Source organism: Limnohabitans sp. (genome assembly GCF_034680285.1).
Lineage (GTDB): Bacteria > Pseudomonadota > Gammaproteobacteria > Burkholderiales > Burkholderiaceae_C > Limnohabitans_A.
In genome coordinates this window covers 66,738-90,218 of sequence record NZ_JAXITC010000017.1, presented here as the reverse complement: position 1 = coordinate 90,218, position 23,481 = coordinate 66,738, and the positions used below count along the sequence as shown (strand labels likewise).

Annotated in this window: 28 protein-coding genes and 1 tRNA gene; 19 read left to right on the top strand and 10 right to left on the bottom strand. The window is 58.2% G+C overall.

Translation table 11 applies throughout. The features are described from left to right. The 6 genes from atpG to SWE17_RS13835 form a co-directional block, all read left to right on the top strand. The coding region (atpG, locus tag SWE17_RS13860) for a F0F1 ATP synthase subunit gamma (RefSeq protein WP_322993670.1) at positions 1 to 886 on the top strand (886 nt) is incomplete at its 5' end. A gap of 38 nt (positions 887 to 924) precedes the next feature. Further along, positions 925 to 2,328, top strand: a complete 1,404-nt coding sequence (atpD, locus tag SWE17_RS13855) for a F0F1 ATP synthase subunit beta (RefSeq protein WP_322993669.1) — start codon at positions 925 to 927, stop codon at positions 2,326 to 2,328. A 70-nt stretch (positions 2,329 to 2,398) separates the two neighbouring features. Then, a complete protein-coding gene (locus SWE17_RS13850) occupies positions 2,399 to 2,812 on the top strand; it encodes a F0F1 ATP synthase subunit epsilon (protein WP_322993668.1) in 414 nt (137 codons plus the stop codon). Positions 2,813 to 2,927: 115 nt separating this feature from the next. Next, positions 2,928 to 3,377, top strand: coding sequence for a YybH family protein (locus SWE17_RS13845; RefSeq protein ID WP_322993667.1), 450 nt, complete (start codon positions 2,928 to 2,930; stop codon positions 3,375 to 3,377). A 5-nt stretch (positions 3,378 to 3,382) separates the two neighbouring features. Beyond that, complete coding sequence (locus tag SWE17_RS13840; RefSeq protein WP_322993666.1) at positions 3,383 to 4,390, top strand: YheT family hydrolase; 1,008 nt, start codon at positions 3,383 to 3,385, stop codon at positions 4,388 to 4,390. Further along, the gene (locus tag SWE17_RS13835; RefSeq protein ID WP_322993665.1) at positions 4,390 to 4,938 is read left to right on the top strand and encodes a DUF2946 family protein; all 549 of its coding nucleotides are present in this window, start codon (positions 4,390 to 4,392) and stop codon (positions 4,936 to 4,938) included. The genes SWE17_RS13840 and SWE17_RS13835 overlap by 1 nt, the downstream gene beginning before the upstream one ends. 44 nt (positions 4,939 to 4,982) lie before the next feature. On the opposite strand, the gene SWE17_RS13830 is transcribed toward SWE17_RS13835, so the two are convergent. Beyond that, positions 4,983 to 5,510: a c-type cytochrome gene (locus SWE17_RS13830; RefSeq protein ID WP_322993664.1), complete on the bottom strand. Its 528-nt coding sequence runs from the start codon at positions 5,508 to 5,510 to the stop codon at positions 4,983 to 4,985. Positions 5,511 to 5,654: 144 nt separating this feature from the next. Between SWE17_RS13830 and SWE17_RS13825 the strand changes: the two genes are divergently transcribed. After that, positions 5,655 to 5,730: transfer RNA gene (locus SWE17_RS13825), tRNA-Arg, on the top strand. A 50-nt stretch (positions 5,731 to 5,780) separates the two neighbouring features. Here the strand turns inward: SWE17_RS13825 and SWE17_RS13820 are convergent. Together SWE17_RS13820 and pyrE are read right to left on the bottom strand one after the other, a co-directional pair. Next, the gene (locus tag SWE17_RS13820; RefSeq protein WP_322993663.1) at positions 5,781 to 6,371 is read right to left on the bottom strand and encodes a C40 family peptidase; all 591 of its coding nucleotides are present in this window, start codon (positions 6,369 to 6,371) and stop codon (positions 5,781 to 5,783) included. Between the two features lie 71 nt (positions 6,372 to 6,442). Beyond that, on the bottom strand, positions 6,443 to 7,147 hold the full coding sequence (pyrE, locus tag SWE17_RS13815; RefSeq protein ID WP_322993662.1) for an orotate phosphoribosyltransferase: 705 nt from the start codon (positions 7,145 to 7,147) through the stop codon (positions 6,443 to 6,445). Between pyrE and SWE17_RS13810 the strand changes: the two genes are divergently transcribed. Continuing rightward, positions 7,146 to 7,949: an exodeoxyribonuclease III gene (locus SWE17_RS13810; RefSeq protein ID WP_322993661.1), complete on the top strand. Its 804-nt coding sequence runs from the start codon at positions 7,146 to 7,148 to the stop codon at positions 7,947 to 7,949. The genes pyrE and SWE17_RS13810 overlap by 2 nt on opposite strands. 62 nt (positions 7,950 to 8,011) lie before the next feature. Next, on the top strand, positions 8,012 to 9,139 hold the full coding sequence (locus SWE17_RS13805; RefSeq protein ID WP_322993660.1) for an SMP-30/gluconolactonase/LRE family protein: 1,128 nt from the start codon (positions 8,012 to 8,014) through the stop codon (positions 9,137 to 9,139). Positions 9,140 to 9,149: 10 nt separating this feature from the next. Here SWE17_RS13805 and SWE17_RS13800 read toward each other — a convergent pair whose 3' ends face one another. Continuing rightward, the gene (locus SWE17_RS13800; RefSeq protein WP_322993659.1) at positions 9,150 to 9,866 is read right to left on the bottom strand and encodes an SAM-dependent methyltransferase; all 717 of its coding nucleotides are present in this window, start codon (positions 9,864 to 9,866) and stop codon (positions 9,150 to 9,152) included. 111 nt (positions 9,867 to 9,977) lie between these two features. Between SWE17_RS13800 and SWE17_RS13795 the strand changes: the two genes are divergently transcribed. After that, positions 9,978 to 10,619 carry an MBL fold metallo-hydrolase gene (locus tag SWE17_RS13795; protein WP_322993658.1) on the top strand — a complete coding sequence of 214 codons (642 nt, stop codon included), beginning with the start codon at positions 9,978 to 9,980 and terminating at the stop codon, positions 10,617 to 10,619. 55 nt (positions 10,620 to 10,674) lie between these two features. Here SWE17_RS13795 and SWE17_RS13790 read toward each other — a convergent pair whose 3' ends face one another. Continuing rightward, positions 10,675 to 11,541 carry a M48 family metallopeptidase gene (locus SWE17_RS13790; RefSeq protein ID WP_322993657.1) on the bottom strand — a complete coding sequence of 289 codons (867 nt, stop codon included), beginning with the start codon at positions 11,539 to 11,541 and terminating at the stop codon, positions 10,675 to 10,677. A 72-nt stretch (positions 11,542 to 11,613) separates the two neighbouring features. On the opposite strand from SWE17_RS13790, the gene SWE17_RS13785 reads away from it, so the two are divergent. Continuing rightward, on the top strand, positions 11,614 to 12,957 hold the full coding sequence (locus SWE17_RS13785) for an AmpG family muropeptide MFS transporter (RefSeq protein WP_322993656.1): 1,344 nt from the start codon (positions 11,614 to 11,616) through the stop codon (positions 12,955 to 12,957). Between the two features lie 16 nt (positions 12,958 to 12,973). Here SWE17_RS13785 and SWE17_RS13780 read toward each other — a convergent pair whose 3' ends face one another. Genes SWE17_RS13780 through SWE17_RS13760 form a run of 5 tightly spaced genes read right to left on the bottom strand, consistent with a single transcriptional unit; the run spans position 12,974 to position 17,116 of the window. Next, entirely contained in the window at positions 12,974 to 13,180 is a 207-nt protein-coding gene (locus SWE17_RS13780) for a zinc-finger domain-containing protein (RefSeq protein ID WP_322993655.1), read from the bottom strand. A gap of 10 nt (positions 13,181 to 13,190) precedes the next feature. Next, complete coding sequence (locus SWE17_RS13775) at positions 13,191 to 14,141, bottom strand: branched-chain amino acid transaminase (protein ID WP_322993654.1); 951 nt, start codon at positions 14,139 to 14,141, stop codon at positions 13,191 to 13,193. 47 nt (positions 14,142 to 14,188) lie between these two features. Next, positions 14,189 to 14,590, bottom strand: a complete 402-nt coding sequence (locus SWE17_RS13770) for a glycerate kinase (RefSeq protein WP_322993653.1) — start codon at positions 14,588 to 14,590, stop codon at positions 14,189 to 14,191. Between the two features lie 32 nt (positions 14,591 to 14,622). Next, positions 14,623 to 16,008 carry a DNA repair protein RadA gene (gene radA, locus SWE17_RS13765; protein WP_322993652.1) on the bottom strand — a complete coding sequence of 462 codons (1,386 nt, stop codon included), beginning with the start codon at positions 16,006 to 16,008 and terminating at the stop codon, positions 14,623 to 14,625. A 55-nt stretch (positions 16,009 to 16,063) separates the two neighbouring features. After that, entirely contained in the window at positions 16,064 to 17,116 is a 1,053-nt protein-coding gene (locus tag SWE17_RS13760) for a nitronate monooxygenase (RefSeq protein ID WP_322993651.1), read from the bottom strand. A 137-nt stretch (positions 17,117 to 17,253) separates the two neighbouring features. Between SWE17_RS13760 and hpaR the strand changes: the two genes are divergently transcribed. From hpaR to hpaH, 8 genes are all read left to right on the top strand, one after another. Then, positions 17,254 to 17,745, top strand: a complete 492-nt coding sequence (hpaR, locus tag SWE17_RS13755) for a homoprotocatechuate degradation operon regulator HpaR (protein WP_322993650.1) — start codon at positions 17,254 to 17,256, stop codon at positions 17,743 to 17,745. Then, entirely contained in the window at positions 17,742 to 18,386 is a 645-nt protein-coding gene (locus SWE17_RS13750) for a fumarylacetoacetate hydrolase family protein (RefSeq protein WP_322993649.1), read from the top strand. Before hpaR ends, SWE17_RS13750 begins: the two co-directional genes overlap by 4 nt. Then, positions 18,383 to 19,147, top strand: a complete 765-nt coding sequence (locus SWE17_RS13745) for a fumarylacetoacetate hydrolase family protein (protein ID WP_322993648.1) — start codon at positions 18,383 to 18,385, stop codon at positions 19,145 to 19,147. The genes SWE17_RS13750 and SWE17_RS13745 overlap by 4 nt, the downstream gene beginning before the upstream one ends. Positions 19,148 to 19,257: 110 nt before the next feature. Next, positions 19,258 to 20,727: a 5-carboxymethyl-2-hydroxymuconate semialdehyde dehydrogenase gene (hpaE, locus tag SWE17_RS13740; protein WP_322993647.1), complete on the top strand. Its 1,470-nt coding sequence runs from the start codon at positions 19,258 to 19,260 to the stop codon at positions 20,725 to 20,727. Positions 20,728 to 20,756: 29 nt separating this feature from the next. Further along, positions 20,757 to 21,188 (top strand): MAPEG family protein, encoded by a 432-nt coding sequence (locus tag SWE17_RS13735; protein ID WP_322993646.1) that lies wholly within the window; start codon positions 20,757 to 20,759, stop codon positions 21,186 to 21,188. Positions 21,189 to 21,214: 26 nt separating this feature from the next. Then, on the top strand, positions 21,215 to 22,141 hold the full coding sequence (hpaD, locus tag SWE17_RS13730) for a 3,4-dihydroxyphenylacetate 2,3-dioxygenase (RefSeq protein ID WP_322993645.1): 927 nt from the start codon (positions 21,215 to 21,217) through the stop codon (positions 22,139 to 22,141). Between the two features lie 12 nt (positions 22,142 to 22,153). Then, a complete protein-coding gene (locus tag SWE17_RS13725; protein WP_322993644.1) occupies positions 22,154 to 22,585 on the top strand; it encodes a 5-carboxymethyl-2-hydroxymuconate isomerase in 432 nt (143 codons plus the stop codon). Between the two features lie 3 nt (positions 22,586 to 22,588). Then, a complete protein-coding gene (hpaH, locus tag SWE17_RS13720; protein WP_416235017.1) occupies positions 22,589 to 23,410 on the top strand; it encodes a 2-oxo-hept-4-ene-1,7-dioate hydratase in 822 nt (273 codons plus the stop codon). The last annotated feature ends 71 nt before the right edge of the window (positions 23,411 to 23,481 follow it).

Below are 23,481 nucleotides of genomic sequence, written 5' to 3'. Positions count from 1 at the left end.
GGCATCGGGCAAGGAACTACGCACCAAGATCAAATCGGTGGAAAACACCAAGAAGATCACCAAGGCCATGGAGATGATTTCCGTCTCCAAAATGCGCAAGGCGCAGGAGCGTATGCGCACGGCCCGGCCTTACAGCGAGAAGATTCGCACCATTGCGACTCATCTCGGGCAGGCCAATCCTGAGTACGTGCACGCCTTCATGAAGCAGAACGACGGCAAGTCCGTCGGCTTCATTGTGGTGACCACAGACAAAGGCTTGTGCGGTGGCTTGAATACCAACCTGCTGCGCGCCGTGACGGGTAAATTACGTGAAGCACAGGCTGAAGGCAAGACGCCAATGGCCGTGGCCATCGGTGGCAAGGGTTTGGGTTTCCTGAACCGTGTCAATGCCAAAGTGGTGGCCAATGTGACCCATTTGGGCGATAAGCCTCACCTGGAAAAGTTGATTGGCCCTGTCAAGGTGCTGCTCGATGCTTACGCTGCTGGTGAGGTGAGCGCTGTGTACCTGTGCTACAACAAGTTTGTCAGCACCATGGCACAAGTGCCCACCATTGACCAGTTGTTGCCCCTGTCTTCTTCCAAAATGGAAGCAGAAACCAAGGCAGCAGGCGCTGTGGCCCATGGATGGGATTACATCTACGAGCCCGATGCCCAGTCGGTTATTGACGATTTGTTGATCCGTTATGCAGAAGCCCTGGCTTACCAAGCCGTGGCCGAAAACATGGCTTCGGAACACGCTGCGCGCATGGTGGCCATGAAGGCTGCCACGGACAACGCTGGCAATGTGATTGGCGAGCTCAAACTCGTTTACAACAAGACCCGTCAGGCAGCCATCACCAAAGAACTGTCGGAAATCGTCTCTGGCGCAGCTGCGATCAGCGGCTGATCCCCAGTTCAGCAAATTCAAATTATTTGGAGCGAAAAATGCAAGCCCAAGGAAAAATTGTTCAGTGTATTGGCGCTGTGGTCGACGTGGAATTTCCACGTAACCAGATGCCCAAGGTTTATGACGCACTCAAAATGGAAGGCTCCGCGCTGACCCTGGAAGTGCAGCAGCAACTCGGCGACGGCATCGTGCGTACCATTGCGCTCGGTTCCTCAGACGGTTTGCGTCGTGGTCTGATCGTGTCCAACACCGGTAAAGCCATCACCGTTCCAGTGGGCAAAGCCACACTGGGCCGCATCATGGACGTGTTGGGTGCCCCCATCGACGAACGTGGTCCTGTTAGCCAGGAACTCACTGCTTCGATTCACCGCAAAGCCCCTGCTTACGACGAACTGAGCCCATCTCAAGAACTGCTGGAAACCGGCATCAAGGTGATTGACTTGGTTTGCCCGTTCGCCAAAGGTGGTAAGGTTGGCTTGTTCGGTGGTGCCGGTGTGGGCAAGACCGTGAACATGATGGAACTCATCAACAACATCGCCAAGGCGCACAGCGGCTTGTCTGTGTTCGCTGGTGTGGGCGAGCGTACCCGTGAAGGCAACGACTTCTACCACGAGATGGCCGATTCCGGCGTGGTGAACCTCGAAAACCTGCCTGAATCCAAAGTGGCCATGGTGTACGGTCAAATGAACGAGCCACCAGGCAACCGTCTGCGCGTCGCTTTGACCGGTCTGACCATCGCTGAATCCTTCCGCGACGAAGGCAAAGACGTGTTGTTCTTCGTGGACAACATTTACCGCTACACACTGGCCGGTACCGAAGTGTCCGCCTTGCTCGGTCGTATGCCCTCCGCTGTGGGTTATCAGCCCACATTGGCCGAAGAAATGGGCCGTTTGCAGGAACGTATCACGTCGACCAAAGTCGGTTCGATCACATCGATTCAGGCCGTTTACGTGCCAGCCGATGACTTGACCGATCCATCGCCAGCAACGACCTTCGCTCACTTGGACTCCACCGTGGTGCTGTCCCGTGACATCGCATCGTTGGGTATCTACCCTGCTGTGGATCCTTTGGACTCCACCAGCCGCCAATTGGACCCATTGGTCGTCGGTTTGGACCATTACGAAACAGCCCGTGCTGTTCAAGGCACATTGCAGCGTTACCGTGAACTGCGCGACATTATTGCCATCATGGGTATGGACGACTTGGCTCCTGAAGACAAGTTGGCCGTGGCCCGTGCCCGCAAGATCCAGCGTTTCCTGTCGCAGCCTTTCCACGTGGCTGAAGTGTTCACAGGCTCTCCTGGCAAGTACGTCACTTTGGCTGAAACCATTCGTGGTTTCAAAATGATTGTGGCCGGCGAGTGCGATCACCTGCCAGAGCAAGCTTTCTACATGGTCGGTACCATCGACGAAGCTTTCGAGAAGGCCAAAAAGGCAGCCTAAAGCAGAGCCTCGGGGTGGCTGATCCAGTCTCCTCGAACTCAGCTTGAACGCACCTTTTTAAGGAGTAAACATGAACACCATCCACGTTGATGTGGTCAGTGCCGAAGAGTCCATCTATTCGGGTGAAGCCCGTTTTGTGGCCTTGCCCGGCGAGTCTGGCGAACTGGGCATTTACCCACGCCACACCCCCTTGATCACCCGCATCAAAGCCGGCTCGGTTCGCATCGAGAAGGCAGACGGTGGCGAAGAATTTGTTTTCGTTGCTGGCGGCATTCTGGAAGTGCAGCCCGACTGCGTGACCGTGTTGTCTGATACTGCGATCCGCGGCAAAGACCTTGACGAAGAGAAAGCCAATGCTGCCAAAGCTTTGGCGGAAGAGGCTTTGAAGAACGCCAAAAGTGAAATTGATTTGGCCCGTGCCACTTCAGAATTGGCTGTTTTGGCGGCTCAATTGTCTGCGCTGCGCAAGTACCGCAAAAAGTAAACCATTGAATAAGTGGATGGCTTGTGACACAAGCCACATCAAAGCCCGGCGCATTCATGTGACCGGGTTTTTTGTTGTCTGACGCACACCCCGGACGTGTAGACTAGATCGCATCATGAAACGAGCCAAACTACAAGCTGCCATAGTGGGGGGAACCCCAGATGACGTTGAACATAACTTCTACGAAGCGCTGCACAACGCAGACATCGAGCAGCTGATGGGGTGCTGGGCCGAGGAGGATGACATTGTTTGTGTCCATCCTGGTGGGCCTCGTTTGGTTGGTCAAGGGGCCATTCGCGCCACATTTGAAAGCATGTTCAGCAACGGCAGTGTGCAGGCGCACCCTGAAAGAATTCACAAAATTGAGTCATTGGCGAGCGCAGTACACCATTTGGTGGAAAGGGTTGAGGTCATGACGCCTCAAGGACGACAGCTTGCCTATGTGATTGCCACCAACGTTTATCACAAGACACCTCAAGGCTGGCGCATGGTGGCCCACCACACCAGTCCGGGGACACCGAACGATGCGGCAGATGTCGGCGTTAAACCGCAAGTTTTGCATTGACAGCGATGATGTTTAAAACACCCGCTTGGTTGCCGGGAGGACACGCGCAGACCATTTGGCCCGCATTGTTTTCGCGTCGAAAATTCGGTCCGGAGTTAGAAAAATACCGAGAGCGTTGGTCAACGCCGGACGGTGATTTCATCGATGTGGACCTGCAAAATGCCAGCAGTCCAGACCGACCCTTGATGGTGCTCTTCCATGGGTTGGAGGGATCATCCAGCAGCCATTATGCGGTGGCATTTGCAGATTGGGCGGCTGAAAATGATCTGAACTACGCATTGCCCCATTTCAGGGGTTGCAGTGGAGAGTTAAACCATGCCCCAAGGGCTTACCATTCAGGTGACCACCAAGAAATTGATTGGATTTTGAAGAAGCTGAGACAGAAACACCAACAAGAAGGCGGGCAAACTTTGGTGGCGGCAGGGGTTTCGTTGGGAGGCAATGCTTTGATGCGATGGGCAGCTGAACACGGTCACATGGCCTTGCAAACGACGGATGCCATTGCATCCATATGTTCACCCCTTGATTTAACCCAAAGTGGAAAAGCAATCGGTCAAGGGTTGAACCGACAGATCTATACCCGAATGTTTTTGCGGAGCATGAAACCCAGAGCCATGGCCAAATTGGCCCAACATCCGGGATTGTTCGATGCCAAAAAACTCTTGGCAGCACGTGATCTGTACGAGTTTGACAATGTGTTTACTGCGCCATTGCACGGATTCAAAAACACAGACGACTACTGGTCAAAGGCCTCTGCCAAGCCGCTCATGAAAAACATCGAATTGCCTGCTCTGGCTTTGAATGCGCAAAATGACCCGTTTGTGCCTGCGCACAGTTTGCCCCAACAGCAAGATGTGTCTTCGGCAGTCACGTTGTGGCATCCAAGACATGGTGGTCATGTGGGGTTTGCGCAAGGCGCATGGCCGGGCCATGTACGTGGACTACCCGATGCCGTGGGTGGGTGGCTGATCGCCGCAGCTGGAAAACCGGTGTCAGCAAAGAGCGTGATGTGATGGATGACATCGTCAAACAGGCTATGACCAAGTGGCCCAATGTGCCTGACTGCTATGGATGGTTGGGCCTGGACAGCAGGGGGCATTGGCACATGCGAGATGACCGTGTGCAGGGCTTGGGTTCATTCCAAAGCGAAGTCCCAGGAGCCAAAGGTTCACTGCTGACACATGAGAAATTGGTGGCCTTCATTCATCGCAATTACGCCGCGGATGAAAAGGGGCAATGGTTCTTCCAAAATGGTCCCCAAAGGGTCTACGTGGAGTTGGAGCTGACGCCTTATGTATGGCGATTGGATGACGATTACATGCCCATTGCGCAAACCGGAGAAATGACGCTCGTGCGGGCATGCCTGATGGATGAAGTTGGGCGGGTTTATCTCGAAACCGACCTCGGGCTGGGATTGGTTCACTCCATGGATGTTGGCCAGGTGGCTGACGCCTTGGAGCAAGGTCGCTGGAAGTTGGTGGATTGCGAGTCCAAGCATTTGCCAAATCAATACAGATTCGTGATCAGTCCCCAAGCCATGGACAAAGCAAACAAAGCATAAAAAAACCGACCCTCAGGTCGGTTTTTTGATGAATCAGTGAAAGATCACTTTTTCTCTGTGTTTGCCGCAGCAGGTGCTGCTGGCTCTTCAAACTTGGATCCGGCACTGTTTGCCATATAAACCACGGCGCGAGCGATTTCAATGTCGTTGAAGTCGCCACCAGACTGAGCACCCATAGCGCCCTTGCCTTTGAGTGCGGAAGTCACCAAGGTCTCCAAGCCTTGTTTAATGCGAGGACCCCATGCGGCAACATCCGCAAATTTAGGTGCGCCCGCAGCACCTGCAGCGTGACAAGCCACGCATTGTGCTTTGTAAACATCTTCACCAGCCTTCAATGGGCGGTTCGCATCACGAACTTCAATAGAGCCGATTTTTTGGATGCGTTGAGCCACAGACTTTTCACTGTCACTCGCTCCGGGCGCGGTCTTGTTGGCTGAGGTGACATAAAACACCAAGCCAATGATGATGAACACGGGGATGATGAAAGAAGCAAGGCTGAGTAAAAGCATTTGCTTGGGCGTTTTCACGGGGCCTGTATGTGCTTCGTGGTGATCGTGGCTGTTGTCGCTCATGAAATCCTCTTGTAGGGCTTGGCCGGAAGGCCTTCGGATGGTCCGTAATCAACGCAAGATTATAGCGGTCTGCCCTTCACCGATCTTTCAAGTCACAGGATGAATGAGAAGCCATGTGATAATGCTTGCGCACCACCAACACATGCGGCTGTAGCTCAGTGGATAGAGTATTGGCCTCCGAAGCCAAGGGTCGTGGGTTCGATCCCCGCCAGCCGCACCAAACGCAACCTCGCCACCCTTCGCGGTGGCGTTTTTGTTGAGTCCTTCTGATCAAGGGGTCGAAGCGTCTGAAGCCGATGGCTCTTGAACGCGTCGTGCACCTGTGAAGCGTTTGGTCCAATAGGCAGCCCGCAAATCATCCACACGCACTGCTTTGCCTGCGCTGGGCGCATGGATGAATTTGCCGTCGCCAATGTAGATGCCCACATGGCTAAAAGTGCGGCGCATGGTGTTAAAGAAGACCAAGTCGCCAGGGTTGAGTTCACTGCGGTCAATTTTTTCTGTGGTTTTAGCTTGCTCGTCGGCACGACGCGGCAGCAATCGACCGACAGAGGTCTCATAAATATGCCGAACAAAACCGCTGCAATCAAAACCTGTATCTGAAGAAGAACCACCCCGTTTGTAGGGGACGCCAAGAAGCGTCATGGCTTTGCCCAGCATTTGGTTGGTTTTTTCACCCACAGTGTTCTTGACCTGATCACCCAACAACAGCAAATTGACCGAATCCATGGCGCGCTTGTCCGTGGGCGCCTGTGCATCTTCAGGCGCTGCAAAGCACAGCGAGGCCGCCAACATGAGGCTCGCGGCCAGGGCAACAGCCTTAGAAATCACGGTTTGGATATGGGTGCATGGGGGGAACATGATACCAAGCCCATTGGTCTTTGCCACAGGTTGCCTCGCTCAGGCACGAAACCAACCGAAAGTGCGTGACTTCAAACCCCGTAGCGGTCTCTGTACGCCTGCACCTTGGGCAAGTGCACGCCCACTTCGCTGCCGCTTTGGGCTGATAAATAAGCCAACAGGTCCGACAACTCCGCAATGCAGCAAACGCCCATGCCCAAGGTATGGCGCACATATTGAACTGCGCTGTGAGGAACGTCTTTGACCGAGCCGTCGGCCTGCTTTTCGGTGGCCATTTCCTGGCGGTCCAGGGCAATGGCAATGGCATGGGCCGTGGCCCCGGCTGCCTGAATCAGTGCAATCGATTCACGGGCAGCGGTACCGGCACTCATCACGTCGTCCACGATGAGCACGCGCCCTTTGAGCGGTGCGCCCACCAGTGAGCCGCCTTCTCCGTGGTCTTTGGCTTCCTTGCGGTTGTAGGCAAAAGGCACGTTCTTGCCCAGGCGGGCCAGCTCGATGGCCACGGCCGCGCCCAGCGGAATGCCCTTGTAGGCGGGGCCAAAGATCATGTCGAATTCGATGCCGCTGGCGATCAGTGCTTTTGCATAGAATTGCGCCAGTCGGCTGAGTTTGGCGCCATCGTCAAACAGGCCCGCGTTGAAGAAGTAAGGGCTCATGCGCCCTGCTTTGGTTTTGAATTCGCCAAAGCGCAGCACGCCCGAGTCCACTGCAAATTGCACAAATTCCTGAGCGAGCGCCTGTGTGTCCGCGCCGCTTGCCTGTCCTGTCACCATGGGGAAATCCTTGTTCAAACTCACCAGCCTCAACCTCAACGGCATCCGTTCGGCCACGACCAAAGGGGTCGAAGCCTGGCTGGCGCAAGAGAAGCCCGATTGTATTTGTGTGCAAGAGGTCAAAGCCCAGGCCCCCGATGTGGCGGGCAAGTTCGAAGAACTGGCAGGCTTGAAAGGCCACTTCCACTTTGCCGAGAAAAAGGGCTACTCGGGCGTGGGCGTTTATACGCGTCACGAACCCAGCGACGTGGTGGTCGGCTTTGACGGCGGCGAGTTCGACGCTGAAGGCCGCTATGTGGAAACGCGCTTCGACACGCCCGCCCGCAAGTTGTCCATCATTAGCGTGTATTTTCCGAGTGGCTCGTCTGGCCCTGAGCGGCAAGAAGCCAAGTTCCGCTTTTTGAACAAGATGTACCCGCACCTGATGGCCCTCAAGGCCGAGCGTGACTTCATTGTCTGCAGCGACGTGAACATCGCGCACCAACAGGCCGATCTCAAGAACTGGAAGGGCAACCTCAAAAACAGTGGCTTCCTACCCGAAGAGCGCCAATGGATGACGCAGTTGACCACCGAGGGCGGTGTGGTGGATGTGTACCGCCGCTTGAAACCTGAAGCCACAGACGAGTGCTACACCTGGTGGAGCAACCGCGGCCAGGCTTACGCCAAGAACGTGGGCTGGCGCCTGGACTACCACCTGGCCACGCAAGCCGTGGCCGAGAAGGCCCGCACCGAGCACATCTACAAGGACGAGAAGTTCTCTGACCACGCGCCGATCACCATCGGCTACGAGGGTTTGTTCTGAGGGCATGACCGCCTGAAGCTGTTTCAATGTCTGCGCAGCCCCTTGTGGGGTCAGACGGAGACATGATGAAAAAGCTGTTCGGTGTTTGCGGTGGTTTGGTGCTGGCTGGGTTGGCTTATTTCTGTCTTTGGCCCATCCCGATCGAGCCGGTCAGCTGGGACGCCCCCGCCGCGCCGGGCTATGCCGGGCCACACGCGGTCAACGACAAGTTGGCCAAGCTCAACATGATCGATCTGGGCGCCGAGGCGGGGCCAGAGCACATCGCCATGGGGCCAGACGGTAAGCTTTACACCACGGTGGAGAGCGGCCGCATTTTGCGCATGCAGCCTGACGGCACGAACCAAGAAGTCTTTGCCCAAACGGGAGGCAGGGTGCTGGGCTTTGACTTTGACGCCAAAGGCCATTTGATTGCAGCTGACGCCGTCAAAGGCCTGTTGTCCATTGCGCCCGACAAATCGATCCAACTGTTGACCGACAAGGTCGATGTGAACGGGCAGCCTGACCCGATCCGCTACGCCGACGCGGTGGTGGTGGCCCAAAACGGCAAGATGTACTTGAGCGACGCCTCTACCCGTTTTGCGCCCAAGGACTGGGGCGGTACCTTCGAGGCCAGCGTGCTCGACATCCTTGAGCAGGCGGCCACGGGCCGTGTACTGGAGTTTGACCCCGCCAATGGCCAAACCCGTGTGGTGGCCCATGGCCTGAGCTTTGCCAACGGCGTGGCGCTGAGCCAAGATGAAAAGCACCTGTTTGTGAACGAAACCGGCAAGTACCGCGTCTGGAAGATTGACGTCAACGCGCAAAGTGTGGACGTGAGGACTTTGGATGGTAAAAAGGGCAGCGACCAAGCCCGCGTGTTGTTCGACAACCTGCCTGGCTACCCCGACAACCTGATGCGTGGGCGGGACGGCAAGATTTGGCTGGGATTTGCCAAGCCACGCAACCCGACCATCGACAAACTGGCCCATCAACCGTTTATGCGCAAAGTCACGCTGCGCTTGCCACGCGCGCTCTGGCCCATCCCCAAGGCCTACGGCCATGTGATGGCGTTCACCGAAGACGGCAAGGTGGTGAACGACCTGCAAGACCCGAGCGGAGCGTACCCCGAGAGCACGGGTGTGACCGAAACGGCAGACAAACTGTATATCCAGAGTCTGCATGCCAAGGGATTGGGCTGGTTGCCGCGTTGATGCCAGGCCGTCAGCCGCGTGTGTAAGTGAGCATCCGCCCTTTGTAGGCTGCTTCGTCGTCGTGCGCTGCTTGGTCCAAAACCCTCTCCTGCATGACAAAGCCCACGCGTGCCATGTGCTTGTGAAATGCGGCTCGGTTGCCTCGGTTCGGGTCTACCACCCAAATCTCTGAAACCAGGGCGGCATGGGTGTTGATGAAGCTGGCCAGAGTGCCTTCGTCATCGCGCTCGTACAGGATGTCGCTGCCCACAATCAGATCAAACAAGCCGCTCACGCCTTCGTCTTGGGCCGAAGTCAGCACAGGCATGCCGTCTTCGCGCAAGGCGGCGGTACCCCACAAGCCATGACGGTAGTTCATGGGGGGCAAGCCGTTCAAACGGGTGTTTTCATCCAAAAAAGCATGCGTGAGCGGGTGGCAGTCGCTGGCCGTGACATTCGCCCCGCGGCGGTGCGCAATCAAGCTGGACAGGCCCAAGCCGCAGCCAATTTCCAAAATACGCTCATGCGTCACGGGCCGAAGGGCCATGCGTTCGGCCATGCGCTGACCGGATGGCCAAAGCAATCCAAACAAAGGCCAAGTGGCTGAGGAAATGCCCAAATTCAGCGCCTCATCCAAGGGGTCGTGGAACTGGTTTTTGTCGAGCAGGGAGCGGATGAGCAAGTCATCCACGCCCAACACCGCGATGCTTTCCTGCTTGGTCAGGTAGCCGAGATTGGAGGGGTGCAATAGGACATTCGTTGCAGCGCAAAAACAAAAAAACTGTGGCGCTGGCTGCTTGGACTGTACACCCCGTTGTCGAAAGGAGACTCCCTGTGCTGCCCTTTCTATAATTTACCCATGCTTCAATACCAAACTATTCCCGTCACGCCCTTTCAGCAGAACTGCTCACTTGTTTGGGACGACCAAAGCCATCAAGCTGCGGTGGTGGACCCTGGTGGTGACTTGGATTTGATTTTGGATGCGGTGCGTCAGCACGGCCTGAAGCTCGAGCAAATATGGATCACCCACGGTCATCTGGACCACGCGTCGGGTACGGCCGATCTCGCCGAACAGTTGGGTGGTTTGCCCATCATCGGCCCGCATCCGGCAGACCAGTTTTGGATTGACGGACTGCCGCAGGCTGCGGCTGCGTATGGTTTTCCACCTGCACGGGTTTTTCATCCCACGCGTTGGTTGTCCGATGGCGATACAGTGAGCTTGGGGGCACACACTTTGCAGGTGCGTCATTGCCCGGGCCACACACCCGGCCATGTGGTGTTTTACTCACCCGAGATCAAGCGGGCATTTGTAGGCGATGTGCTGTTTGCCGGCAGCATTGGACGCACCGACTTTCCGCAAGGCAACCACGACGACTTGATCGCCAGCATTACTCAGCGCCTTTGGCCCATGGGCAACGACACGGTGTTCATTCCCGGCCACGGACCTGAGAGCACCTTTGGCCGTGAGCGGCAGAGCAATCCGTATGTTCGCGACAATTGATGGGGTCGTTGTTCGGCCCAGCCGGGTGTGACATCAAAAGACACTGTGGAGTAACTTAGCCTCTTCGCGCTTTTTCGTAAAGGTGTTGAACCTTCGGCAGGTTGGCTTGCAGTTCTTCGATGCGATTGGCACCACTGGGGTGGGTCGATAAAAAAGAGGGGCTGCCATTGCCACTGGCCGCTTGCATTTTTTGCCACAGACTCACGCTCGCTTCCGGTTTGTATCCACCGCGCGCTGCGATCTCCAGGCCCACCAAATCCGATTCGGTTTCGTCATCTCGGCTGTATTTCAGTGTCAGCAATTGGGTGCCCAAGTTGGCGGCCACGTCCCCAAGTTGCCCCAAGCCCAACAGTTGCGACGCAATCGACAGACCAATGCTGGTGGCTTGGCTTTTGGCCAAACGCTCCCGGGCATGCTCTCGCAGGGCGTGCGCCATCTCGTGCCCCATGATCATGGCGACTTCGTCGTCGTTCAGTTTCAACTGGTCCAAGATGCCGGTGTAAAACGCAATTTTGCCGCCTGGCATGCACCAAGCGTTGACTTGTTTGCTGCCAATCAGGTTGACCTGCCACTTCCAGTCCCGCGAACGGGGATTCCAAGGCGTTGTGTGGGGAATGAGTTTTTGCGCAATGGTATGTAACCGTTGCAACTGCGGGTGGTCATCGGGAGCCAAGGCACCTTTTGAGCGGGCTTCGGACAATACTTGCGAATACTGTTGGCGTGCAGAAGTTTCCAGTGTTTCGGCAGGTACCAATTTACGCAAACTGGAGGATGAGCCCACATCCACTTGAGCCAACGCTCCTGTCGCTGCCGTTGAGCCTGCAGCCAGCAGAAAAGCGCGGCGCGCTTGCCAAAAAGACGACGGCGTGTCGCCAGACTCGGAGTCAACAGAAGGAGTTTTGAGGTTGCAAATAAAGCACATGGTGGTTCAATGATATCGAAGGGCTCGCATCCAGTTTGAAATGCGTTTCGGTCCTCATTCGATAATGGCGGTATGGCCTCTCACCCTAAACCTTCTGATTTGCCCGTGGCAAGTGCCGTGCGCACTTGGCGCGAAGCCCTGCAACTGTATTTGCAACCCGCCAGCCTTCGCATGATGGCCTTGGGTTTTGCTGCAGGGTTGCCCTTGCTGCTGGTGCTGGGCACACTCAGTTTTAGGCTGCGTGAGGCAGGAATTGACCGCAGCACCATTGGTTACCTGAGCTGGGTGGGCTTGGCATATGGTGTGAAATGGATGTGGGCACCCTTGGTAGACCGCATGCCCATTCCTTTGCTCACGCGTCAGTTTGGCCGTAGACGCAGCTGGCTGCTGTTGTCGCAAATGGTCATTGCTGGAGGTTTGGTGGGCATGGCACTGAACGATCCTTCGCAACTGCTCGGCCCCTTGGTGGCTTGTGCTTTGGCCGTGGCCATCGCTTCGGCCACGCAAGACATTGCCCTGGACGCTTACCGCATCGAGTCGGCCGAGGTCAATGCCCAAGCCGCTTTGGCGGCCAGTTACCAAACCGGGTATCGCCTGGCCATGATTTGGGCTGGGGCGGGTGTGTTGTGGGTGGCGGCTTGGGCCCAGGGCGAGCAAGCCACAGGCTATGTGCAGTCGGCCTGGCAGGCGGCTTATTTGGTCATGGCGCTCAGCATGCTGCCGGGCATGTGGGTGGTGCTGGCGTCACCCGAGCCGGTGCCTGCGCCCTTTAAGCCTGCGCGCAATGTGGCCGAGTGGCTCAAAGGGGCTGTGGTCGAACCTTTTGCTGATTTTTGGCTTCGTTACCGCTGGCAGGCCGTGCTTCTGTTGGCGTTGATTGCCGTTTACCGCATCAGCGACGTGGTGATGGGGATCATGGCCAATCCCTTTTATGTGGACATGGGTTTCACCAAAACCGAAGTGGCCGGGGTCACCAAGGTGTATGGCGTCATCATGACTTTGGTGGGGGCATTCGTAGGCGGTGTGATGTCTGCGCGATGGGGTGTCATGCGCGTGCTCATGCTGGGCGCGGTGCTGAGCGCTGCCAGCAACTTGCTCTTTGTCTGGCTCAGCGGTGTGGGGCATGACGTGCAGGCCTTGGTCTGGGTCATCTCGGCTGACAACCTGGCCAGTGGCATCGCCTCGGCAGCCTTTATTGCTTATTTGTCGTCACTCACCAACATCAGCTATTCGGCCACGCAATACGCTCTGCTCAGCTCCATGATGCTTTTGTTGCCCAAGTTCATTGCCGGGTTTTCGGGCGACTTTGTGGATGCCCACGGCTACGCCACGTTCTTCACGGTAACGGCATGGTTGGGCTTGCCGGTGCTGTTGTTGGTGGCGCTGGCCTCAAGGGTGCACGCCAAGGAGGTTTGATGCCTTGTGCGGAAATTCAATGGTGGTGTCCCACCACTTCGCCCGCCTTCAACTTGTAAACCGTGCCGCAATAGGGGCATTTGCCCTGACCAGTTTTGGCCACATCCAAATAGACCTTGGGGTGGCTGTTCCAGAGTTTCATGTCGGCTTTGGGGCTGGGACAAAACACACCGCCTTGGGGGTTCAGGTCGGTGGCCAGCAGTTCAACAGCTTGGGTGCTCATTAGTTTCTCCTTAAACCAAAGTCAGCCAGTGGGCGTACTTGGGGTTGCGGCCGTTGACGATGTCAAAGAAGGCGCTCTGGATTTTTTCGGTGATGGGGCCGCGGCTGCCCACGTAGTCGTCTTTGCCCAAGGCAATGCGGTCGAGTTCGCGAATCGGCGTGACTTCGGCGGCGGTACCGGTGAAGAAGGCTTCGTCAGCGATGTACACCTCGTCGCGGGTGATGCGCTTTTGCACGATCTCCAGACCCAAGTCTTTGGCGATGTGGAACACCGTGTTGCGGGTGATGCCGTTCAAGGCGCCAGCCGACAAGTCTGGGGTGTAGATCACGCCGTTCTTGACCACAAAAATGTTCTCGCCAGCGCCTTCGGACACAAAGCCCGAGGTGTCGAGCAACAGGGCTTCGTCGTAACCCTCGTCGGTCACTTCCATGTTGGCCAAAATGCTGTTGGTGTAGTTGCTCACCGCCTTGGCCTGTGTCATGGTGATGTTGACATGGTGGCGGGTGTAGCTGGAGGTTTTCACGCGGATGCCCCGCTTCATGCCTTCTTCGCCCAGGTACGCACCCCAAGTCCAGGCGGCCACCATCAGGTGGATGGTGTTGCCCTTGGGGCTGACGCCCAGCTTTTTGTCGCCAATCCAAGTCAAGGGGCGGATGTAGCCGCTTTCCAAATTGTTCTCACGCACCACGGCGCACTGGGCCTCGTTGACTTGGGCTTGGGTGAAGGGGATGTTCATGCGCAAGATCTTGGCGCTGTTGAACAGGCGCTCGGTGTGCTCCGCCAAACGGAAGATGGCGGTGCCTTGTTCCGTTTTGTAAGCGCGCACGCCTTCAAATGCGCCGCAACCGTAGTGCAGGGTGTGACTCAGCACATGGATCTTGGCATCGCGCCAATCGACCATCTGGCCGTCCATCCAGATTTTGCCGTCACGGTCTGACATGGAGGGGATGACAACGCTCATGAAAGTTTCCTTTGAATTAGCCGCGATAAACGGGATTACCTGTGATTTTAAGGGTTTGGCTCTTGAGGGCGTACCAGTGTCCACTCGGTCAGTTTGCCGCCGACAAAGGTGCAGGTGACCACCGATTGGCTGGTATCGGTCCAGGTGTAAATTTCGGGCTGCGCGTCTTTTTCTGTCAAAAGCATGCCCAATGAACGGGTCATGGCGATGACATGCATCAAGTTGACACCTTTGCGCAGCTTGGCATTGAGCATGACGGCGCTGGCCACATGGCCAATGGGGCGGTCTGCGGCTTTCTTCAAGATCGTGACCATGCGTGTGAAGTGCAGCAAGATCCACATCACCACGCCGCCGATCGCCAAGGCAATTCCCGCCCATTGAAAAGCCTGCCATGCACCGACAGTGAAACCGACAATGACCACTGGGGCCAGTATTTTGTTGAAATTCATGGGGGCCGATTGTGCCTTGACTGTGCGGTGGGTCAGTCCAGTCCCCGCACGACCTGCATGGCCTCCTCGATGCGCTCAACCGGGTAGATGGTCAAGCCCTCAAACGACTTGTCGTTCTTCTTGGGTGCATTGGCCTTGGGGACCACCGCCACTTTGAAGCCGAGTTTGGCCGCTTCTTTCAACCGATCCTGACCGCGCGGGGCAGGGCGCACCTCACCTGCCAGGCCTACTTCGCCAAAGGCGATGAAGCCTTTGGGCAGCGGTTTGCCGCGCAGGCTGCTGGTGATCGCCAGCATCACCGCCAGGTCGGCCGCCGGTTCGCTGATGCGCACGCCGCCCACTGCATTCACAAACACGTCCTGGTCCATACAGGCCACCCCCGCGTGGCGGTGCAGCACCGCCAACAACATGGCCAGGCGGTCGCGGTCCAAGCCCACGCTCAAACGGCGAGGCGATGGGCCACCGCTGTCCACCAGGGCTTGAATTTCAACCAAAAGAGGTCGTGTTCCTTCGAGCGTGACCATCACGCAGCTGCCTGGCACGGGCTCGGCGTGTTGGCTCAAGAAAATGGCGCTGGGGTTGCTCACCCCTTTCAGGCCTTTTTCGGTCATGGCAAAAACGCCGATTTCGTTCACCGCCCCAAAGCGGTTCTTGATGGCGCGAATCAGGCGGAAGTTTGAGTGGGTATCGCCTTCAAAGTACAGGACCGTGTCCACCATGTGTTCCAACACGCGCGGGCCAGCCAGTGCGCCTTCTTTGGTCACATGGCCCACCAGCACGATGGTGGTGCCGGTTGACTTGGCCGTGCGCGTGAGGTGCGCGGCGCATTCGCGCACCTGCGCCACCGAACCGGGGGCGCTGGTCAGTTGGTCCGAATAGACCGTCTGGATCGAGTCGATGATGGCGATGCCAGGCTGGCGTGATTGCAGGGTGTGCAGGATCTTTTCAAGTTGAATTTCGGGCAGCACCGGCACTTGCGAGTCGGGCAGGCCCAAGCGACGCGATCGCATGGCCACTTGCGCGCCGCTTTCTTCACCCGTCACATACAGCGTGTTCATCCCGCTGCGTTGCAGCGCGTCCACCGCTTGCAACAGCAAGGTGGATTTGCCGATGCCCGGGTCGCCACCGATCAGCACAACGCCGCCTTCAACCATGCCGCCGCCCAGCACCCGGTCGAGCTCGTCGATGCCGGTAGGGTGACGTTCAAAGTCGGCCGCTTCGATTTGGGCCAGCGGCAACACCTCGGAGGTGGGGGCGAGCGAGGCATGCACCGAGCCAAAGCGGTTTTTGCCACCTGCGGGCTCTGTCGAGCCTTCGATCAGAGTGTTCCACGCATTGCAGCTGGGACATTTGCCCATCCAGCGGGCGCTGGTGCCGCCGCATTCGGTGCAGGTGAATATCGATTTGTCTTTGGCCATGGGGGGATTGTGCCTTCGGCCCTGTGACGTTCGTTGCCAAAGGGCCTACAAATTTTCAGCTGGCGGCTCGCCATGCATCGACAAACTCTTGCGTGATCTCTTGGGCGCCGATGCTTTGGATGCTGGATGCGTTTTGACCAGACCATAAGGGTGTGAAATCACTCCGGCCTTGGGCTTCCGCTGCTGCCCTCAAGGGGGCGATACCGGCTGTGGCCAGTGGGAAAGCAGGGGCCTGATCACTCAGGGCACTCAAATCGCGCATGATGCGGTTGACGATGCCACGTGCCGGGCGACCGCTGAACAAATGGGTGAGCGCCGTGTGCTGCGCCGCAGGTGATTGAAGTGCGGCTCTGTGCAAAGCACTGGTCGTGGCCTCGTGGCTGCACAAATAAGCGGTGCCGATTTGAACGCCTGATGCCCCCATGTGCCGGGCGGCCACCACACCCTGACTCGTGGCAATACCACCCGCTGCGATCACAGGGACACGCACCGCATTCACGATTTGGGGCAAGAGCGCGAAGGTGCCGATTTGGGTAGAAAGGTCATCGGTGAGGAACATGCCCCGGTGACCACCGGCTTCTAGCCCTTGGGCAATGACGGCGTCCACGCCCTTCGCTTGCAGCCACAAAGCCTCTTGTACGGTGGTGGCAGACGACCACACCAAACTGCCCCAACTCTTCACCCGAGCCAGCAAATCGGGTGCAGGCAAGCCAAAGTGGAAACTCACCACCGCCGGGCGAAAGGCCTCCAGCACGTCGGCGCTGTCATGGCTGAAGGGCACGCGCCCTGGGCCCGTTGGAATGCTGTTCGCATCCAAGCCCAGTTCGCGGTAATAGGGCGCCAGGGTTTGGTGCCAGCGGGCTTCACGCGCGGGGTCAGGCAAGGGAGGTGTGTGGCAAAAAAAGTTGACGTTGTAGGGCGCACGGGTTCCCGCCTTCAAGGCCAGCAGTTCAGATTGCAGGTCTTGCGGGCTGAGCATGGCCGCGGCCAGAGAACCCAAGCCACCGGCTTCGCAAACGGCCAAGCTCAGGCGGTGGTTTTGAGCGCCCGCCATAGGCGCTTGGACAATCGGGGCGCTCAGGCTAGACAGCAAAGTATGGGTGGGCATGGTGTACAGACTGAAACCATTGATTGAGAGAAAACCATCTTAAAGATTTGTGCGACGGTCTTCCTTTCCTAAGTATGTCGATTCCTAGTGAAAACCCGCATATGGATACGCACCCAATCATTTAACATGTTAAATAAATGAGCGCATCCACCCCATTCGTCCACCGGAACTTGCCGCGTTTGCTGCTGCAGGCGCGTGAAGCCGTCATGGCCCACACCCGCCCGAGCTTGCGTCAGCATGGCCTGTCTGACCAGCAGTGGCGCGTGCTTCGGGTGCTCGGCGAGCATGCCCATGACTTGGCGGGCACAGAAACTGGCCGAGTCGCCCGAGAGGCTTACCTGCTTGGGCCCAGCCTGACCGGCGTCCTCACCCGCATGGAGCGCGATGGCCTGATTGAACGCTCGCGCTGCACGCAAGACGCCCGCCGCACCGTGGTGCGCGCCACAGCTCTAGGGCTAGACAAGGTGCAGGCGTTGTCGCAAACCATTGAGGCGCACTACAGCTGGATGGAGCAGCAGCTGGGCAAGGCCAAGTTGGGGCAGCTGTACGCATTGCTCGACGAGGTGATCGCGCTCGAAACCCCTGACACAGAAACGCCAGAAGAGCTGGCCGAGGAAGAAGAACGATGAACCCGTGGACACCTTCATGGCAACCGACTGGCACGGTGTACGGCACCTTGCTCAACTTTCGCCGCGAGTGGGACCTTTGGTCCCCACGCATGACACAAGACCCGCACAAAGCCGCACCCCAAGCGCCCGTCCTTTACGTCAAGACGGCCAACACCTTCAGCCCGGCTGGGCAAGACCTGGTTTTGCAAGACGGCGTGACTGAAGTCGACATCGCCGCGACACTGGGCCTGGTGATCGGGATCGACGGCCAAGTGACGGGTGCTGCGCTGCTGAACGAGTGGACTGTGCCGCATGCGAGCTATTACCGCCCGCCGGTCAAGTTCCGCTGCCGCGATGGTTTTCTGGCTTTGCCGCAGCAGGTGTCAGTTGGCCAAGTGTCTGACTGGGCCGCGTTGCAGATCGCCGTGCGGCGCAATGGCGACGTGGTGCAAACCGTTGACCTGCGCGAGTTGGTGCGCGGCTTGCCTGCCTTGCTGGCCGATGTGGGCGAATTCATGACGCTGCAGCCCGGGGATGTGCTGATGGTCGGCACCGATTGCTTGGCCGATGGCACACGCCCACGCGCACGGGCTGGAGATCGGGTGGAACTTTCTGCACCGGGCTTTGCTTCTGTTGTCTCCTCAGTGCGAGGTGCCGCATGAAACACGCACGCATCGCCTGGTCCGGCGCCATCCAGCAAGCCGTTGAATCCGACGGCCAATTGCTCATCACACAAGGCCCGCACAAGGGCCTCCGTGTGGAATTTGACGAGGTGGTCTGGTTGCCGCCAGTGGCCCCCGTGCCGCAAGCACGCACCGTGATCGCGCTGGGACTGAACTACGCCGACCATGCCAAAGAACTCGCCTTCAAGGCCCCTGAAGAGCCGCTGGCCTTCATGAAGGGCGAAGCCTCGCTGATCGGGCACAAGGCCCTCACCCTGCGTCCGGCAGACGTGAAATACATGCACTACGAGTGCGAGTTGGCCGTGGTCATCGGCCGCACTGCACGCCGTGTGAAGAAAGTCGATGCCTACGATTACATCGCCGGCTACACCGTGGTCAACGACTACGCCATCCGCGACTACCTGGAAAACTGGTACCGCCCTAACCTGCGCGTGAAAAACCGTGACACCTGCACGCCGATTGGCCCCTGGCTGGTCGATGCAGCGGATGTGCCCAACCCGATGGCGCTGAAATTGCAGACCACCGTGAACGGCAAAGTCACCCAAAGCGGCAGCACCGCCGACATGATTTTCGATGTGCCCACGCTGATTGAGTACTTCAGCAGCTTCATGACACTCAACCCCGGTGACCTGATCCTGACCGGTACGCCCGACGGCATCGTCGACTGCCAACCCGGCGACGTGATCGTCACCGAGATCGAAGGCCTCGGCGCCTTGACCAACACCATCGTTTCATCATGACCTGAATCTGTAGGAGCGACGCCCCCGTCGCGATGATGCATTTGCAAGCTGAGTGCTTCACCGATCGCGACGAGGGCGTCGCTCCCACAAAAAACCGAGGAATACCCGATATGAAAATCGATCACCTGATCAACGGTAAGAGCGTCGCAGGCAGCAACTACTTCGAGACCATCAACCCTGCCTCGCAAGAAGTGTTGGCCGAAGTGGCCTCGGGCGGCGAAGCCGAGGTCAATGCCGCTGTGGCCGCCGCCAAAGCCGCTTTCCCCAAGTGGGCTGCCACGCCCGCCACAGAACGCGCCAAGATCATGCGCAAGTTGGGCGATCTGATCACGAAACATGTGCCTGACATCTCGGAAACCGAGACACGCGACTGCGGCCAAACCATCAGCCAGACCGGCAAGCAGCTGGTGCCGCGTGCGGCCGACAACTTCCACTACTTTGCCGAGATGTGCACCCGTGTGGATGGCCACACCTACCCCACGCCCACACACCTGAACTATACGCTGTTCCACCCGGTGGGCGTGTGCGCCCTCATCAGTCCCTGGAACGTGCCCTTCATGACCGCCACCTGGAAGGTTGCGCCGTGCCTGGCCTTTGGCAACACCGCCGTGCTCAAGATGAGCGAGCTCTCGCCCTTGAGCGCAGCGCGTCTGGGCGAGCTGGCGCTGGAAGCGGGCGTGCCCGCTGGCGTGCTCAACCTGGTGCACGGCTACGGCAAAGAGGCGGGCGAGCCGCTGGTCTCGCACCGCGATGTGCGCGCCATCAGCTTCACCGGCTCCACCGTCACGGGCAACCGCATCGTGCAAAGCGCGGGCCTCAAAAAGTTCAGCATGGAGCTCGGCGGCAAGAGCCCCTTCGTGATTTTTGAAGACGCTGATCTTGACCGAGCGCTGGACGCCGCCATCTTCATGATTTTCAGCAACAACGGCGAGCGCTGCACCGCTGGCAGCCGTATCTTGGTGCAGCAAAGCATATACGCCGACTTCGCCGCCAAATTTGCCGAGCGCGCCAAACGCATCACCGTGGGCGATCCGCTGGATGAAAAAACCATCGTCGGCCCCATGATCTCCAAAGCCCATCTGGCCAAGGTGCGCAGCTACATCGAACTCGGCCCCAAAGAAGGCGCAACCATGCTCTGTGGCGGACTGGACCAACCCGGCTACGCCGCCGACCTGCCCGCGCATGTGAAGAACGGCAACTTCGTCTGGCCCACCGTGTTTGCCGATGTCGACAACCGCATGCGCATCGCGCAAGAAGAAATCTTCGGTCCTGTGGCCTGTCTGATCCCCTTCAAGGACGAGCAGGATGCCATTGAAAAAGCCAACGACATCGAATACGGCCTGTCCAGCTATGTGTGGACCGAGAACCTGGGCAAAGCCCACCGCGTGGCCGCTGCGGTGGAAGCGGGCATGTGCTTTGTCAACAGCCAGAACGTGCGCGACCTGCGCCAACCCTTTGGCGGCACCAAGGCCAGCGGCACGGGCCGCGAAGGCGGCACCTGGAGCTACGAAGTGTTTTGTGAGCCTAAAAACGTGGCGGTGAGCCTCGGCGGTCACCACATCCCACATTGGGGCGTTTGAGTACACCGACCTACCAACCGGAGATGACAATGACTGTGAACCCATTGGCCATTTGGGCACCTGTATTTGCCATGATGGCTTTGGTGCTGGTGGTCGCTTACTTGACGTTTCGCGAGCGTGTTCGGCAATTCAAGGCGCTGCGTGTGCACCCCCAAAAAGTGTCCACACGCAGCGAGTTTGCGGCGGCCCTCAAAGACACCCGCTGCGCCGACAATTTCTCCAACTTGTTTGAAACACCGGTCATGTTTTATCTGGCGTGTACCGGTCTTTATGTCACGCAAACGGTCAGCATCGGCGCTTTGGTGCTGGCCTGCATGTATGTGTTGCTGAGAGTGGGCCACAGTGTGGTGCATTGCGGCCGCAATGTGGTGTTCACGCGCTTCAAACTCTTTGCGGCCAGCATGCTGGTACTGCTGGGGCTTTGGCTGGTGTGGGGCTTGACCTTGTTGCACGTCATCTGATTCAAAGCCCATTCAAAGGACACCCCATGGGACAACTTGCCCTCGCCGCCAAAATCACCCACGTGCCCAGCATGTACCTGAGCGAAATCCCGGGGCCACGTTTTGGCACACGCCAAAGCGCCATCGACGGCCACAAAGAAATCAGCCGCCGCTGCCGTGCCATGGGTGTGGACACGCTGGTGGTGTTCGACACGCACTGGCTGGTCAACGCGAACTACCACATCAACTGTGCGCCGCACTTCAAGGGCAGCTACACCAGCAACGAGCTGCCACACTTCATCAACCACATGGCTTTTGAGTCACCGGGCAACCCCGAGTTGGGCCACCTGCTGGCCAAAGTGGCCAACGCGCACGGCGTGGAAACGCTGGCCCACGACAACACCACGCTCGACCCGGAATACGGCACGCTGGTGCCGCTGCGCTACATGAACGAAGACCAGCACTTCAAGGTGGTCTCGGTGTCGGCGCTGTGCATGGTGCATTACCTGGGCGACAGCGCCCGCCTGGGCTGGGCCATGCGCGAGGCGGTGGAAAAGCATTACGACGGCAAGGTGGCGTTTTTGGCCAGTGGCTCGCTCTCACACCGTTTTGCGCAAAACGGCCTGGCGCCCGAATTCGCGCACAAAATCTGGAGCCCATTTTTGGAGCAACTCGACAAGCAAGTCTTGCAGATGTGGGGCAACCGCGAATGGAAAACCTTTTGCGAGATGCTGCCCGAGTACGCGAGCAAAGGCCACGGCGAAGGCTTCATGCACGACACCGCCATGCTGATGGGCGCTTTGGGTTGGACCGGCTATGACGGCGGCGTGGACATGGTGACGCCTTACTTCGGGGCCAGCGGCACAGGCCAGCTCAACGCGATTTTTGACGTCACACCGCAAGACGGCAGCCAAGTGCCCGCCGCCGTGGCCAGCCGTGCCGAGGGCTACACGGCCATCAGCACCCGCCTTTGAGGAGCGCGACCCATGCCGCATCTTGTGATTCTCTACACCGGTCAGTTGGACGCCGAGGTCAACATGACGACCCTGTGCCGCCAAATGGCCGACGCCATGCTCACCGTAAAAGACGAGTCTGGCAAACAAGTTTTCCCCACAGGCGGCACACGCGTGCTGGCCTACCCGGCGCCGCACTACGCAGTGGCCGATGGCGGCGCGGCAGGCCAGGCTGCAGGCGGCTCAGGTGATTACGCCTTTGTGTACTTGAATGTCCGCATGGGCCGTGGCCGCACAGAAGCCACACAACAAAGCGCCGGGCAAACCTTGCTCGAAGTGGCCAAAGCCTTTTTTGCACCCGTGATGGCACAGCGCCACATCGGTATCACCCTCCAGATCGACGTCGGCCCCGAAGTGTTTGACGCCAAGCACAGCAATCTGCATCCACTTTTCAACAAGGTTTGAGCCATGTCCGTGTTCACCGAAGACCAGATCCAGCAGCTCGCCCACGAGCTCAACCAGTCCGAAAAATCCCGTGTGCAGATCGAGCACTTTTCCAAGCGATTTCCGGGTATGATGATCGAAGATGGCTACCGCATCAACCGCGCCTGGATGCAGATCAAGTTCGCAGAAGGCCGCACCATGATCGGCCACAAGATCGGGCTGACGAGCCGCGCCATGCAGGTCTCGAGCCAGATCGACGAGCCCGATTACGGCACGCTGCTGGATGACATGCGCTACGACTGCACACCCGGTCAAGTGCTCGACATCTCCTTCACCGATTTCATCGCGCCGCGTGTCGAGGTCGAGTTGGCCTTCATCCTCAAGAAAGAACTGCGTGGCCCCAACGTGACCGTGCAGCAGGTGCTGGAGGCCACCGACTACGTGACCCCTGCGATTGAGATCATCGACTCGCGCATCGAGCAGTTCGACCGCCACACCAAAGTCATGCGCAAGGTGTATGACACCATCAGCGACAACGCCGCCAACGCGGGCATCTTGCTCGGGGCCAAACGGGTCGACCCGCTCACCACCGACTTGCCGTGGTGCGGCGCGGTGCTTCGCCAAAACGGCGTGGTCGAAGAGACGGGTCTCGCGGCGGGCGTGCAAGGACACCCGGCCGTGGGCATCGCCTGGTTGGCCAACAAACTCGCGCCTTGGGGTGAACACTTGCAGGCGGGCGAGATTGTGCTCGCGGGCTCTTTCACCAAACCGGCTCTGGCCAAAGTAGGTGATGTATTTGACGTGGACTACGGGCCTTTGGGCAAACTGGAGTTCAGATTTGTTTGAACACACGGCTTCGTTGACCGTCGGTGGAGGCTTGTTGGGGGCGGGTTGGCGGCCCGGGCTCAGAGGCGCTT